Genomic DNA, 14462 nt, shown 5'->3' on the forward strand with positions numbered 1-14462 from the left:
GTTTGCCCGGGCAATGATGTTCTGGAAGGACCTCACATCAAGCATCTATGCCGCGAAGCAGAAAGCCACCGAGTCGTATCAGTTCGCACGTGGCCTGATCGTCAACCCGATCGCCGCCATGATGACATCGTGCCGGTGTTTTGCCCGACGTGTCAACGTAGCCGACTCGCCGAAGGTCGGTCCGGAGCCGAACGAAAAACCCGTTGTCCGTCAAGGGACCTTCTACTGTGCATGGGGTTGTTTTCGAGCTGTTCGGTTCGAGCCCGAAAGAAAAAGCAGAAAACGCGTGCTCATCCAGCCGCATATTGAGCTGGAGGCGCTCAGACGCCGCGCGCAGCACAGCGCGCAGGCTCATCGCCTGACCTTCGCGCATACAATGCATGCAAGCATATGCCTGTGGCAGCAGCCTCGGGCGTAGTACATGCCGGAAAGACCATTCGAGCCCCGCTGTCGGAGAACGCGCAAGGCAATGACAATCACGTTACCTGCCGCTGCGCGCGCGCCCGATCATCCCGTTGCCGATGGCCTGCCGGCCGCGCAGCGCCGCTGGGCGATTGCCGCGATCTTCACCGCGCTGGCGATGGCCTCGCTCGACACCGCGATCGCCAACATCGCGCTGCCCGCCATTGCCGCGGATCTGCATGTCAGCCCGGAGCAGTCGGTCTGGGTGGTCAACGTCTACCAGATCGCGCTGGTGGCGACGCTGCTGCCGCTCGGTGCGCTCGGCGAGATCGTCGGGCACCAGCGCATCTATCTCGGCGGCCTCGTGCTGTTCACCATCGCCTCGCTGTTCTGCGCCGTCGCCTGGTCGCTGGACAGCTTGCTGGTCGCGCGCACCCTGCAGGGCCTGGGTGCGAGCGGCATCATGAGCGTCAACACCGCGCTGGTGCGCTTCGTCTATCCCGGCCGGATGCAGGGGCGCGGCTTCGGCCACAACGCGCTGGTGGTCGCCACCGCCTTCACCTTCGGGCCCTCGATCGCCTCCGCCATCCTCGCGGTCGGTCCATGGCCGTGGCTGTTCGCCGTCAACATCCCGTTCGGCCTCGTCGCAACCGGCATCGGCTTTGCGATGCTGCCGAAGACGCCGCGCGCCGATCACGGTTTTGATTTCCTCGGCGCACTTCTCGCCGCCATCTGCCTCGGCCTGTTCATCACGGGCATCGGCAGCGCCGCGCATAATCTGTCGCCTGCTATCGTCGCAGTCGAGCTGGTCACGGCGCTCGCGCTCGGCTTCATCCTGACGCGCCGCCATGCCGGCCATCCCGCGCCGATGCTGCCGATCGACCTGTTCAGCCGGCCGATGTTCGCGCTGTCGGCGGCGACCGCCGTCTGCTCCTTCGCGGTGCAGGGACTCGCCTTCGTCTCGCTGCCGTTCTATTTCGAGGACGTGCTCGGACGCTCGCAGGTCGAGACCGGTTTCTTCATGACGCCGTGGCCGCTGGTGGTCGGCATCATGGCGCCGATCGCGGGACGCCTCTCCGATCGCCATCCGGTCGGCCTGTTGGGCGGCATCGGCCTCGTCCTGCTCGGTCTCGGCATGGCGCTGCTCGCGCTGCTTCCGGCGAACCCGGGCATTCCCGATATCGTCTGGCGGATCATGATCTGCGGCATGGGGTTCGGCTTCTTCCAGGCGCCGAACATGAAGGCGATCATGTCAAGCGCGCCGCCACACCGCGGCGGCAGCGCTTCGGGCATCGTCGCCACCGCGCGCCTGACGGGGCAGACGACCGGCGCAGCGCTTGCCGCAGCGTGCTTTGCGCTCGCCGGCCACAACGGCGCGACCGTGGCCCTGGCGTTAGGCGCGGGCTTTGCCGCACTCGGCAGCGTGATGAGCTTTTTACGGCTGGCGGTGAAGTAGGCCGGCTCTCACGGCGCCCTCTGCGCGATCGGCCGGCTCACGATCGCTGCCGCGTCGAGCGGCTCGCATGTGATCGTCCGCCGCAGCTTTGGTGGATTGTCCCAGCCCGCGGTGTCGCTCAGGGGCTTATACGAGCCGCCCTGCGGCGTCAGAACGACCGGCTCCGATTTCAGGCAGGCATCGGGAAACGCGATGCCGTGTCCGCCGCCTTGCGAGAAATGCCCGACCAGCATCTGCGACGCCTGCATCCGCGCCGCCGGCGAGGCCCGCATCGAACGATCGGGATCGAACGCGCGATAGCATGGCCAGTCGGTATGACCGGGTGCGAACTCATAGGTGATCCTGCAAGCCGCGCCGGCCGATTTCACGAACGGCGCATCCGAAGGCGCCGCCGCGTCGCGCTCGAACACCAGGGTCTGCAATGTCAGTGCTTCCGTCGTCGCATCCGGCGAGACCGGCCTGCCGGGATCGATCGCGATTTCACCGCGTGAAAACACCAGCCTGGTCCTGGGTTGAACGTCCCTGGTCTCCAGCACCATCACGGGTCTTGCGGCCCAGGAGCGATCCAGCTCCACGTCGCCGCTGCCCATCGTCAATCGCACGTTGCCGAGAGCCGGGTTGTCCCTGGCGAAATCGATCATGCGGAGGCGCACGGTCTCCTTCGATGCCTCCAGGCTGAGGAAGCGCAGATCGTCGACCTTGCGCGTGATCGGCATCATCGGGTCGAAGCGATCGTCGATATTGAACCGGACGATCTTCTTCAGCTTGGCCGCGGCGGGGCCCTTGGGCGTGGCCGGCGGCGCGACGTCGATCACGAGCAGCGCGCCACCCGGTGAAAAGGTATCGCCGAAGGCGCGCTGCCAGATCGCCGTCAGCGGCGAGCTCGTCCGCTGGTCGACGTCCCGCGCGAAGACGATCTGCTGTCCGGCACGAATGACCGGAAAATTCTGGAATGCGCCGAGCGCCGCGCCCGTGTTGACAGCTTCTCCGGTGAAGTGGATGCATCTGGACCGGTCGTCATTGCCGGATTGTTCGACCGGCCTGGATGCCGAACGCGAGCAGAAGCTGAGATCGTTGTCGACCGTCTTCTGCGGACTGATGGCCGTCGCGTAGATGGGCTCCGGCGCGCCTGGAATTTCCATCAGCAGCGGAGAGGTCGCGAACATGTCGACCTCCACCATGGTCAGCAACGACTCGGCGTCCTTTGAGCACAGATCCCGCCGCGGCAGCGTATTGGTGAGAAGCCGCGCGGCGTCGGCGCCGACGATGCAGGACATGGTGTCCTGCGGATTGTTCCGGCTCATCCAGATCAGATGATCCTTGCCCCTGCTGTCGACCAGCAAATGCGGTGCCGCATGATGGCGGCGCGGCGGCAGCCAGATCGGGACGGTTTCCGACAGCATCGGCTCGCGCTTGAGCAGCGCCTCCGGAAGCTTGGTCACGCCCACCAAACGCAGCTCGGCGTCGACCTCGTTCGGATCCTGCGTGTACTCGAACACAGGCAGCTTTCCGCAGGTCATGCAGGTGACGGCGATGTCTGATCGCACGTTCTCGAAGGACAGGATGACCTGATCCGGCTCGTTGCGATATTTGGCGGGATCGACAGCCTTGAACGGATGATCCACGACACGGCTGGCCTGGAAGCCGTCAGAGCGGAACGGATCGGATTCGAATTCGAAATAGGTCGATCGATCCCAGCCGCGAAAGGCGTTGTATCCGCCCATGCTGACGCCTGCCAGGACCATCTTCGAATCGGTCTGGCAGCGCGTCGCGCTTCCGGTCCCGCTGCCATTGCGGATATAGGTGCAGAGCCGGAACGCCGCATTTTGCAGGATGCGATCGCAATCGTTCTGGTTATAGCCGTAGGTGGCGAGGCCGTGGCGATAGCAGAGATCGTGGAAGACGCAGGCCTGCCGGAAGCGCTGCAGGACGAGGTGGCGCCTGCCCTTGTCGTCCCTGCTTCCGTCGAAGAAGATGTTGGTCACCGCGGGAAGGCTGCAGTTCAGTCCCTCGCCGCTGCCGCCGATCGTACTGACGACCTCCGGTCCCGATTCGAACGAGGTGACGGTGGCGGGCATCTCCCCATCGGTGATATCGTCGACATTCTTGTAGAGGGAGTCGGCGACGAACGAGGGCAGATAGTTCAAGAGCAGAAAGATCGCGACGATCGCCGCGATCGACCAGCCGATCACCTTCCTGGACATGCCGCACTCCGCTAAAGCTATTCTCGTCGCAATATGGCTGACAGGCTCGGAAATTAGCGCGCGTCGCCGCAATCGATGGCGGCCCGGTGTTATCCTGACGACGATCGCCTCCAGGTTGTCGCGCCGTCAAGCGAGAGGCTCACAATCGCAGCGCTGAATTTGGGAGGGATGTCAGGCCAGATTTCGCGCCACGGTCTCGCCGTCAGCGACGACCGGAACCGGCATTTGCTCATCCAGCGCGGCGAGGCGCGCGTCGATGGCATCGATGACCTTGCGCGAGAACGGCCCGAGATGCGCATAGGCCGCGATCATCTGCACCGCGATCCGCGCCGACGAGGTGTCGCGCTTGGCGCAATTCATGAAGGTCTGCCACAGCGGCCCGCGTGCCTCGGGAAGGGCGGTGACTACCTTGTGCACCGTCTCCATCGCCCCGATCCTGGAGCGAATGTCACCCACGGCAAGCTCGGAGCGCTGCCTTGAACGGTCGAGCAGCGTCATCAGGCGATCAATACGGCTTGCATAGGCGGCCGGGCTGTAGATGTGCTCCAACACCTTCTTGTAGTCCATCAGGATGTCGCGCAACGGCCGCACTGGATCGAAGTTGATCCCGGCCGTGCACTGATCGGCGCCGATGGTCGGCGCCACGTCGTGGCCCGGATGCAGCCGGCCTTCGCGCTCGAGCCGGCGTGTGAGCTGCGTGTTCGGCAACGCATAGAGCAGGCCGACCATGCTGACGGGAATCGCGGCCTCCTCGATGAACTCGATCATGGCCTCCGCCATCGAGACCTGCTCGTTGTCGAAGCCGACGATGAATCCCGCGGTGACGAGCATGCCGGCCGCGTAGATCTTGTGGATGCTCTCGGCGATGTTGCGCCGCGTGTTCTGCTTCTTGCGCATCGCAACCAGGGTGGCGGGATCCGGACTCTCGATGCCGACGAAGATGCCGAAGAAATTGGCCGCCCCCATCAGATCGAGCAGCTCCTGATCGTCGGCCAGGTTGACCGAGGCTTCCGTGGAGAGTTCGAACGGGTAGCCATGGGCGCGCTGCCATTCGGCCAGTTGGGGCAAGAACAGCCGCAGCGACTTCTTGTTGCCGATGAAATTGTCATCGACGAAGTCGAGATGTCCCCGGTAGCCCATCCGGTAGAGCGTCTCGAGCTCGGCCAGGATCTGCTCGTTCGTCTTGGTCCGCGGCACGCGGCCGTAGAGCTCGATGATGTCGCAGAACTCGCAGGTGAACGGACAGCCGCGCGAATACTGCACACCGAGATAGAGATAGTCCTCGAACTTAAGCAGGTCGAAGCGCGGCACCGGCGTCTTGGTGACGTCGGCCTGGAATTTCGGCGCGGTGAAAGTGCCGGAACGCGCCCCACCCTCCCAAGCCGCGATGAACTCATCGATGACGCTTTCGGCCTCGCCGAGCACCCGGATGTCGGCCCTCTCATAGATGTGGGGGCTCGAGGTGGGATCGGGGCCGCCGACCACCACCGGCTTGCCCGCCGCGCGGCAGAGCTCGATCAAACGCAGCGTGTCGGCCTGCTGCGGCAGCATTCCACCGGTGAAGACGACGTCGGCCCAGGCGAGATCCTCGTCGCCGAAGGGCGCCGTATTGCAATCGATCAGCCGGACCGTCCAGCTTTCGGGCAACATTGCCGCGACGGTGATCAGGCCCAGAGGGGCGGCTGGGCGCTTGACGCCCAGCACCTTGCAGGATTCGCCAAAGCTCCAGAAGGACTCTGCCGAGAACAGCGGATAGAGCATCAGCACGTTGCAGGGACTCGGCACGTTCATGGAACTCCTTCTGTTTCGGGTGCAGTGTAGCAAAGCATTGCCGTCTTGCACCCGATAAAAGGGACAAACTGTCGCTCGTCCCTCAAGCCCCGGCGTCGCCCCAAACCATGTCCGCTGGCGCAGGGAGGCAACACCGCCCGATCCATAATCTTCCCGCGACAGCCAGAATCTTCGGCAGCCACCCCTCAGACTGTTGATTTGAACAGTTCCAGCTTGCCGGACACATTGCGTCCCTGAGTCCATCGGTGGATGGGCCAATCAGGGGACTTGCGATGGCAAACCTAACAATCAACGGAAAAACCCTCACGCTTGACGTCGAGCCGGACACCCCGCTGCTCTGGGCGATCCGCGAAAATGCCGGGTTGACCGGCACCAAATATGGCTGTGGCATTGCACAATGCGGCGCCTGCACCGTGCACATGGACGGTGTCGCCATCCGCTCTTGCGGGATCTCGGTCGCCGAGGCCGAGGGCAAGGCAATCACCACGATCGAGGGGCTCGCCTCGGGCGGCACGCTGCACAAGGTGCAGCAGGCCTGGATCGCCAAGGACGTTCCGCAGTGCGGCTATTGCCAGAGCGGCATGGTCATGGCTGTGGCAGCGCTCCTGAACGAGAAGCCGAAGCCGACCGACGCCGACATCGACGAGGCCATCACCAATATCTGCCGCTGCGGCACCTTCCAGCAGGTGCGCGAAGCGATCCACACGATCGCAAGCGCCTGAGGAGCCAGCACATGAACAAGCATGTTTCTCCCAAGATGAACCGCCGCTCCTTCGTCATCGGCACCGCCGCTGTCGGCACGGGCCTCGCCATCGGTCTTGATATCCCGTTCGGCGGTCCCGCCGTGGTCCGCGCAGCCGACGGCTCGCCCGAGGTCAACGCCTGGGTCGTGGTCAGGCCCGACGACACCGTGGTGATCCGCATCGCCCGCTCCGAGATGGGCCAGGGTTCGCTCACCGGCCTCGCCCAGCTGGTCGCCGAGGAGCTCGAATGCGACTGGTCGAAGGTCACGACCGAATATCCGACGCCCGGCCAGAGCGTCGCCCGCAAGCGCGTCTGGGGCGATTTCTCGACCGGCGGCAGCCGCGGCATCCGGAGCTCGCAGGACTATGTCCGCAAGGGCGGCGCCACCGCGCGTGTGATGCTGATCCAGGCCGCCGCCGACGAGTGGAAGGTGCCGGCCGCCGAATGCACCGTCGCCAAGGGCGTCATCACGCACAAGGCATCGGGCAAGACGACGACCTACGGCAAGGTCGCCGAAGCCGCGGCGAAGCTGACGCCGCCGGCCGACGTCAAGCTGAAGGATCCCAAGGACTGGACCATCGTAGGCAAGGGCCTGCTGCGGCTCGACACCGCAGACAAGACCACCGGCACGATGGTCTACGGCATCGACATCAAGCTGCCGGGCATGCTGAACGCCGCGATCAAGGATTGCCCCGTGTTCGGCGGCAAGGTGAAGAGCTTCGACGAGGCCAAGGTCGCCGGCATGAAAGGCGTCAAGAAGGTCGTCAAGGTCGGCGATTCCGCGGTCGCGGTCGTTGCCGACACCTGGTGGCACGCCAAGACCGCGCTGGAAGCGCTGCCGATCGTCTGGGACGAGGGCGACAACGCAAAGGTCTCGAGCGAGACGATTGCGAAGTGGCTGGCCGAGGGCCTCGACGACGCACAGCCGGCCTATGTCGGCAACAAGAACGGTGACGTGAAGGCGGCAATTGCCGGCGCCGCGAAGAAGGTCGAGGCCGTCTACAACTATCCCTACCAGAACCACGCCACGATGGAGCCGATGAACGCCACCGCGCTCTACACCGCGGACAAATGCGATGTCTGGTGCGGCACGCAGAATGGCGAGGCGGCCTTCGCCGCAGTGCTGGAGGCCTCGGGCCTGCCGGCGGAGAAGTGCGACGTGCACAAGGTGATGCTCGGCGGCGGCTTCGGCCGGCGCGGCATGACGGACTATGTCCGCCAGGCCGTCGCGATCGCCAAGCATATGCCGGGCACGCCGATCAAGCTGTTATGGTCGCGCGAAGAGGACATGACGCACGGAAGGTATCATCCGATCACCCAGTGCAAGATGACCGGCGCGTTCGATGCCGACAACAATCTGGTCGCGCTGCACTACCGCCTGTCCGGGCAGTCGATCCTGTTCTCGTTGCGCCCCGAAGCGTTGCAGAACGGCATGGATCCGGCCGCCTTCCAGGGCGTCGCCCAATCCGGCGAGGCCGCGTTCGGCTATTCGGTGCCGAACCTGCTGATCGAGCATGCGATGCGCAACCCGCATGTTCCGCCCGGCTTCTGGCGCGGCGTGAACGTCAATCACAACGCGATCTACATGGAATGCTTCATGGACGAGCTGGCCCATGCCGCAGGCCAGGACCCGCTCGAATTCCGCCGCAAGCTGATGGGCAAGAATCCCAAGCATCTGGCGGTGCTCAATGCCGTGGCCGAGAAGATCGGCTGGGCAACGCCGGCACCGCAGGGCGTCTATCGCGGCATCGCGCAGGTGATGGGCTATGGCAGCTATGTCGCCGGCGCCGCCGAAATCTCGGTGACCGACGGCAGCAAGATCAAGGTGCACCGCATCGTCGCCTCCACCGATCCCGGCTACGTCGTCAATCCGGCGCAGGTGGAGCGGCAGATCGCGGGCTCCTTCGTTTATGGCCTCTCGGCGCTGTTCTACGGCGGCTGCACCGTCAAGGACGGCCGCATCGAGCAAACCAACTTCGACACCTTCAACTCGATGCGGATCAACGAGATGCCGAAGGTGGAATCGGTGATGGTGCCGAGCGGCGGATTCTGGGGCGGTGTCGGCGAGCCGACCATCGGTGTTGCGGCGCCTGCGGTGCTCAACGCCTACTTCGCGGCGACCGGCAAGCGTATCCGCTCGGTGCCGCTGCGCGACCAGAACATCAGTTTCGCGTAAGAGAAGCCGCGGCGGCCGTTATGGCCGCCGCGGCACTTGCCGGGATGATCCACATGACCACGCGACCGATGACACGGCGCACTGCCGTGCTCGGCATCACCGCCGCAACCGCGACATTGGCGCGGCCATCGGTCTTGCGCGCGCAATCGACAGGCCGCGTCGTCGTGGTCGGGGGCGGCTTCGGTGGAGCAGCCTGCGCCCGCGCGCTCAAGCGCGCGCGAGGAGACTTGCAAGGAGACTTGCAAGTCATCCTGATCGAACCCAATGCGGTCTTCACCTCCTGCCCCTTCAGCAACGAGGTCATCGCGGGCCTGCGCGACATCGAAGCGCAGCAGTTTGACTACGACAGGCTAGCTGCCGAAGGCGTCACCGTGATCGGTCAGGCCGTGACCACCATCGAGCCACAGCTGCGCAGCGTCCTGACGGCCGATGGCGTCGCGCTGCCCTATGACCGCCTCGTGCTATCGCCGGGCATCGACTTTCACTTCGATGCCCTGCCCGGCTATGACGCGGCCGCAGCCGCATCTGAAAAGATGCCGCACGCCTGGAAGGCCGGCGCGCAGACGCTGCTGCTGCGCAGGCAGCTGGAGGCGATGGACGACGGTGGCACGGTCGCCATCGCGATCCCCGCCAATCCCTCGCGCTGCCCGCCCGCGCCCTACGAGCGCGCCAGCTTGATCGCGCATTATTTGAAGACGCGGAAGCCGCGCTCGAAAGTGCTGATCCTCGATGCCAAGGACGATTTCCCGCAGCAGCGGCTGTTCGAGAAGGCATGGAAGGAGCTTTACGGCGAGATGATCGAGCGCATCGGCCTGTCGCAAGGCGGCCGCGTCACCTCGGTCGATCCCGCGACCAAAACCATCGTCACGGAGTTCGGCAACTACACGCCTGACGTCGCCAACGTCATCCCGCCGCAGCGCGCCGGGCACATTGCCGAGATCGCGGGCGCAACTGACGCCACCGGCTGGTGCCCGATCGATCCTGTGACCTTCGAGTCAAAGCTCGTCAAAAACGTCCATGTCATCGGCGACGCCTGCCTCGGCGGCGGCATTCCCAAATCGGCATCGGCCGCAAACGCACAAGGCAAGGCCTGCGCTGCAGCCATCGTCAACCTGCTCGCCGGCCGTACGCCGGAGGCGCCACGGCTGACCGGCGTCTGCTACAACACCGTCGCACCCGGCTACGGCTTCTCGCTCGCCGGCAACTACCAGCCGAGAGGCGACATCTTTGCCGAGGTCGAAGGCGGCGCGACGAGTCCGGTCGATGCGCCGCGTGAACTGCGCGCCCGCGAGGCGGCCGGGGCGGAACGCTGGTTTCAAACCATCACGGCGGACACTTTTGGCTAGATCGACGGTCCACATCGTTGCCCTGATCGCCAGCCTCGCGCTCGTCTCCAACACGAGCGCCGAGGGACTCGCGCCCTACAAGATTGTCGGCGACGGCATCGCGGAATCGCTCACAGGCTCGCCTGGCGATCCCGCGCGCGGACGCGCGCTAGTGCTGGCACGCACGACGACCTGTATCCTCTGTCATTCCGGCCCGTTCCCGGAAACGCGGTTTCAGGGCGACCTCGCGCCTGATCTCACCGGCGCGGGGAACCGCTGGACGGTGAGCCAGTTGCGGCTTCGGATGGTGGACGCCTCGCGCTTCAACCCGGACACCATCATGCCGTCCTATTACCGCAACGACGGCCTCGTCCGCGTCGGACGCAATTTCACCGGCAAACCGATACTGTCGGCCGCGGAGATCGAGGACATCGTGGCTTATCTTGCAACACTTCGGAACTAGGACTGGTCATGCCAACGACGCGACGACAATTTCTAACCCTGGCTGGCAGTGTCACGGTCATTCCAATCGTTACACCACGGCCGGTCGAAGCAACGCCCGCGATGCTCAACACGGCCATCCGCAACATCGTCGGCGAGGCGCCAATTCGCACCGGCAAGGTCAAGCTCGACATTCCGCCTCTGGTCGAGAACGGCAACACGGTGCCGATGACGGTCAGCGTCGCGAGCCCGATGACGGCGGACGACTACGTCAAGAGCATCCACGTCTTCAACGAGAAGAACCCGCAGCCGAACATAGGTCATTTCTATCTGAGCCCTTCTTCCGGCCGCGCCCAGATCTCGACGCGGATCCGGCTCGCCGACACCCAGAAGGTGGTCGCGATCGCCCGCCTCTCCGACGGCAGCTTCTGGCAGGTCGCAGCGGATATTGTCGTGACGCTGGCCGCCTGCACCGAGGAGGTGAACTGATGGCCGCCCTCATCAACGTCCCCGCAAAGGCCAATCGCGGCGACATCATCGAGATTCGCACGCTGACCTCGCACATCATGGAAACCGGCTTTCGCCACACCGTGGACGGTGCGCTGGTGCCGCGCGACATCATCACGAGCTTCACCTGCCGCTACAACGGCACCGAGATCTTCCGCGCCGATCTGTTTCCGGCCATCGCCGCCAATCCCTATTTGTCCTTCTTCACGGTCGCCAGGGAGAGCGGCAAGTTCGAGTTCGAATGGATCGGCGACAACGGCTATTCGTCCACCGCATCGGCATCGATCACGGTCGAATGAATTTTTGGCGCGCGATAGTGCTGGCGGCGCTGGCCGCCACGGCTCCTGCCCTGCTCGCCGGCGAAATCCCGCCCGACGCGCGCCGCTCCGGCTATTCCTTCATGGGCCCCGATACCCGCGCCATGCAGGATGACGACAGCTCCAATCCGGGCATGCTGTTCGTGCTCGACGGCGAGGCGCTGTGGACGAAGAAGGCGGGCAGCGCGCACAAGGCGTGCGCGGACTGCCATGGCGATGCGCGAAGCAGCATGAAGGGCATCGCGGCCCGCTATCCCGCCTTCGACAAGGCGCTCGGGCGCCCCGTCACGCTCGACCAGCGCATCAACCTCTGCCGCGCCAATCATCAGCAGGCAGCACCGCTGCCCTACGAGAGCCGCGACGTCCTGGCGCTGTCTGCCTTCGTTGCCCACCAATCGCGCGGCGTCGCAATCACCGCAGGCGACGATCCACAACTCAAGCCTTTCGTCGAACAAGGCCGTAATCTCTTCATGCAGCGCGAGGGTCAGCTCAACCTGGCCTGCACCAATTGCCACGACGACAACTTTGAGAAGCGCCTCGCGGGCTCGCCGATCACGCAAGCGCAGCCGACCGGCTATCCGCTCTATCGGCTGGAATGGCAGACGCTGGGATCGCTGGAGCGGCGCCTGCGCAGCTGCATGACCGGTGTCCGCGCCCAGGCCTATGACTACGGCGCGCCCGAACTGGTGGCGCTCGAGCTCTATCTGATGTCGCGGGCGCACGGAATGCCGATGGAAACGCCAGCGGTGCGACCGTAACGCCCAAATTAGGGCTAGGCAGGCGTGGAACGGTCGCTAGTATCCCCCCAAATTGAGTCACAGGGAGGAACTAAAGTGGCTGACCACAAAATCTCGCGCCGTACGCTTTTGACCGGCACTGCCGCAGCTGGCGCGCTCAGCCTGACGGGATTGCCGGCGCGCGCCGAGGTGAACTGGAAGAAATATGCCGGGACCAAGCTGGAGGTGATCCTCGCCAAGGGACCGCGCGGCGATAATCTGCAAAAATATGTCAAGGAATTCACCGAGCTCACCGGTATCCAGGTCGAAGCCGAGCAGATTCCCGAGCAGCAGCAGCGCCAGAAGGTCGTGATCGAGCTGACCTCGGGACGGCCGAGCTTCGACGTGGTCCATATCAGCTATCATGTGCAGAAGCGGCAATTCGAGAAGGCTGGCTGGCTCGCCGACATAACGCCCTATTTGAAGGATCCGACGCTGACCGCGCCCGACCTCGTCGAGAGCGATTTCTCGGCTGCCGGCTTGCAATACGCCAGGAACGACAAGGGCCAGATGCTGTCGCTGCCCTGGTCGGTCGACTATTTCATCCTCTATTACAACAAGGAGCTCTTCCAGAAGAAGGGCGTTGCGGTGCCCAAGACGCTGGACGAGATGGCCGCAGCCGCCGAGAAGCTCACCGACACTAAGGAAGGCACCTACGGGTTCGTCGGGCGCGGCTTGCGCAACGCCAACATGGCATTGTGGGGCAACTTCTTCCTCGACTATGGCGGTGAATTCCTCGACGCCAAGGGCAACATCCTGACTGATGGCCCCGAAGCCGTTGCCGCGACCAAGCTGTACCAGACGCTGCTGACGAAGTCGGCACCTCCCGGCGTCGCCGGCTTCAACTGGATGGAATCGATGGCCTCCTTCACACAAGGAAGGTCTGCGATGTGGATCGATGGCGTCGGCTGGGCACCGCCGCTCGAAGATCCGGCCGCCTCGCGCGTCGTCGGCAAGGTCGGCTACACCGTGGTCCCGGCCGGACCGAAGGGGCAGTATTCGGCCACCTACGGCGACGGCGTCGGTATTGCCGCGGCGAGCAAGAACAAGGAGGCGGCCTATCAGCTCTGCCAATGGATCGTCTCGAAGCAGCAGGGCGCCCGGCTGCTCCAGGCCGGCGGTGGTGTCCCGTTCCGCAACTCGATCCTTGGCGATGCCGAGGTCCAGAAGGGCGTGAAGATGCCCAAGGAATGGCTACAGTCGGTGGTCGATTCCGCCAAGATCAGCAAGCTCGGTCTTCCCGTCGTGATCCCGGTCGCCGAATTCCGCGACATCGTCGGCGCGGCGGTCACTGCGACGCTGTCTGGCGCCGATCCCGCGACTGAGCTGAAGAAGGCCAACGATCAGTACCGGCCGATCCTGGAGCGTAGCGAAAAGGCGTGAGTGCGTTGACACAATCGACTCCGGGCGCGGCACAGTCTGCTGCCGCGCCGGGGAAGGAACTGCGGCCGCCGTCCTATTGGCCGTTCGTGGTGCCGGCGCTCGTCGTCGTGCTCGCCATCATCATCTTCCCGTGGGTCTTCACCATCTGGATGAGCCTGAACGAGTGGAAGGTCGGCTCGTCGACCACCTTCGTCGGATTCTCCAACTATCTGCGGCTGACCAGCGATCCTCGCTTCATCGAGGCGATCGGACATACGCTGGTCTACACCGTGCTGTCTGTGGTGTTGCCGCTCGTGTTCGGCACATTCGCGGCCGTGGTGTTTCACCAGAAATTCGCGGGACGCGGCTTCCTGCGCGGTGTCTTCATCATGCCGATGATGGCAACGCCCGTGGCGATCGCACTGGTCTGGACCATGATGTTCCACCCGCAGCTCGGCGTGCTGAACTATCTGCTGTCGCTGATCGGCATCCCTCCGCAGCTCTGGGTGTTTCACCCGGCAACGGTGATCCCCTCGCTGGTGCTGGTCGAGACCTGGCAATGGACGCCGCTGGTGATGCTGATCGTGCTCGGCGGCCTCGCCGCGATCCCGACCGAGCCTTACGAGAGCGCGCAGATCGACGGCGCGAACCTGTGGCAGGTGTTCCGCTTCATCACCCTGCCGCTGATCATGCCATTCCTGTTCATCGCCGGCATGATCCGCATGATCGACGCCGTGAAGAGCTTTGACATCATCTTCGCGATCACGCAGGGCGGACCGGGCTCGGCCTCGGAGACGATCAACATCTATCTCTACAGCGTCGCCTTCTCTTATTACGACCTCGGCTACGGCTCGGCGATCGCGGTCGTGTTCTTCCTGCTGATTGTCCTGCTTGCGGCGGTGATGCTCTACGCGCGCCAGCGCATGCTGTGGACCGAGATCGCGAGCGACGCATGACTCCA

At 64.4% G+C, this 14462-nt stretch carries 13 protein-coding genes; 11 read left to right on the forward strand and 2 right to left on the reverse strand.

Translation table 11 applies throughout. The features are described 5' to 3' along the window. Positions 1–13: 13 nt before the first annotated feature. A complete protein-coding gene (locus tag ABID58_RS27280; protein ID WP_354035874.1) occupies positions 14–418 on the forward strand; it encodes a hypothetical protein in 405 nt (134 codons plus the stop codon). 51 nt (positions 419–469) lie between these two features. Next, complete coding sequence (locus tag ABID58_RS27285) at positions 470–1858, forward strand: MFS transporter (RefSeq protein WP_354035875.1); 1389 nt, start codon at positions 470–472, stop codon at positions 1856–1858. Between the two features lie 8 nt (positions 1859–1866). On the opposite strand, the gene ABID58_RS27290 is transcribed toward ABID58_RS27285, so the two are convergent. Both ABID58_RS27290 and ABID58_RS27295 read right to left on the reverse strand, forming a co-directional pair. Continuing rightward, positions 1867–4062 (reverse strand): hypothetical protein, encoded by a 2196-nt coding sequence (locus tag ABID58_RS27290; protein WP_354035876.1) that lies wholly within the window; start codon positions 4060–4062, stop codon positions 1867–1869. A gap of 171 nt (positions 4063–4233) precedes the next feature. Further along, positions 4234–5853, reverse strand: a complete 1620-nt coding sequence (locus ABID58_RS27295) for a B12-binding domain-containing radical SAM protein (RefSeq protein ID WP_354035877.1) — start codon at positions 5851–5853, stop codon at positions 4234–4236. 272 nt (positions 5854–6125) lie between these two features. On the opposite strand from ABID58_RS27295, the gene ABID58_RS27300 reads away from it, so the two are divergent. The 9 genes from ABID58_RS27300 (at position 6126) to ABID58_RS27340 (ending at position 14457) form a co-directional block, all read left to right on the forward strand. Further along, positions 6126–6575: a (2Fe-2S)-binding protein gene (locus ABID58_RS27300; protein ID WP_354035878.1), complete on the forward strand. Its 450-nt coding sequence runs from the start codon at positions 6126–6128 to the stop codon at positions 6573–6575. Between the two features lie 11 nt (positions 6576–6586). Next, positions 6587–8773: a xanthine dehydrogenase family protein molybdopterin-binding subunit gene (locus tag ABID58_RS27305; protein ID WP_354035879.1), complete on the forward strand. Its 2187-nt coding sequence runs from the start codon at positions 6587–6589 to the stop codon at positions 8771–8773. A 44-nt stretch (positions 8774–8817) separates the two neighbouring features. Then, positions 8818–10119 carry an FCSD flavin-binding domain-containing protein gene (locus ABID58_RS27310; RefSeq protein ID WP_354036012.1) on the forward strand — a complete coding sequence of 434 codons (1302 nt, stop codon included), beginning with the start codon at positions 8818–8820 and terminating at the stop codon, positions 10117–10119. Further along, complete coding sequence (soxX, locus tag ABID58_RS27315; protein WP_148752410.1) at positions 10112–10561, forward strand: sulfur oxidation c-type cytochrome SoxX; 450 nt, start codon at positions 10112–10114, stop codon at positions 10559–10561. The genes ABID58_RS27310 and soxX overlap by 8 nt, the downstream gene beginning before the upstream one ends. Before the next feature lie 8 nt (positions 10562–10569). Further along, entirely contained in the window at positions 10570–11028 is a 459-nt protein-coding gene (locus ABID58_RS27320) for a SoxY-related AACIE arm protein (RefSeq protein WP_148752411.1), read from the forward strand. Further along, positions 11028–11345: a thiosulfate oxidation carrier complex protein SoxZ gene (gene soxZ, locus ABID58_RS27325; RefSeq protein WP_354035880.1), complete on the forward strand. Its 318-nt coding sequence runs from the start codon at positions 11028–11030 to the stop codon at positions 11343–11345. The genes ABID58_RS27320 and soxZ overlap by 1 nt, the downstream gene beginning before the upstream one ends. After that, complete coding sequence (gene soxA / locus ABID58_RS27330; RefSeq protein ID WP_354035881.1) at positions 11342–12121, forward strand: sulfur oxidation c-type cytochrome SoxA; 780 nt, start codon at positions 11342–11344, stop codon at positions 12119–12121. The genes soxZ and soxA overlap by 4 nt, the downstream gene beginning before the upstream one ends. A gap of 75 nt (positions 12122–12196) precedes the next feature. After that, on the forward strand, positions 12197–13522 hold the full coding sequence (locus ABID58_RS27335; protein ID WP_354035882.1) for an ABC transporter substrate-binding protein: 1326 nt from the start codon (positions 12197–12199) through the stop codon (positions 13520–13522). Next, positions 13519–14457 (forward strand): carbohydrate ABC transporter permease, encoded by a 939-nt coding sequence (locus tag ABID58_RS27340; RefSeq protein ID WP_354035883.1) that lies wholly within the window; start codon positions 13519–13521, stop codon positions 14455–14457. The genes ABID58_RS27335 and ABID58_RS27340 overlap by 4 nt, the downstream gene beginning before the upstream one ends. Positions 14458–14462: the final 5 nt, after the last annotated feature.

The organism is Bradyrhizobium sp. S3.2.6, from assembly GCF_040546885.1.
Lineage (GTDB): Bacteria > Pseudomonadota > Alphaproteobacteria > Rhizobiales > Xanthobacteraceae > Bradyrhizobium > Bradyrhizobium cytisi.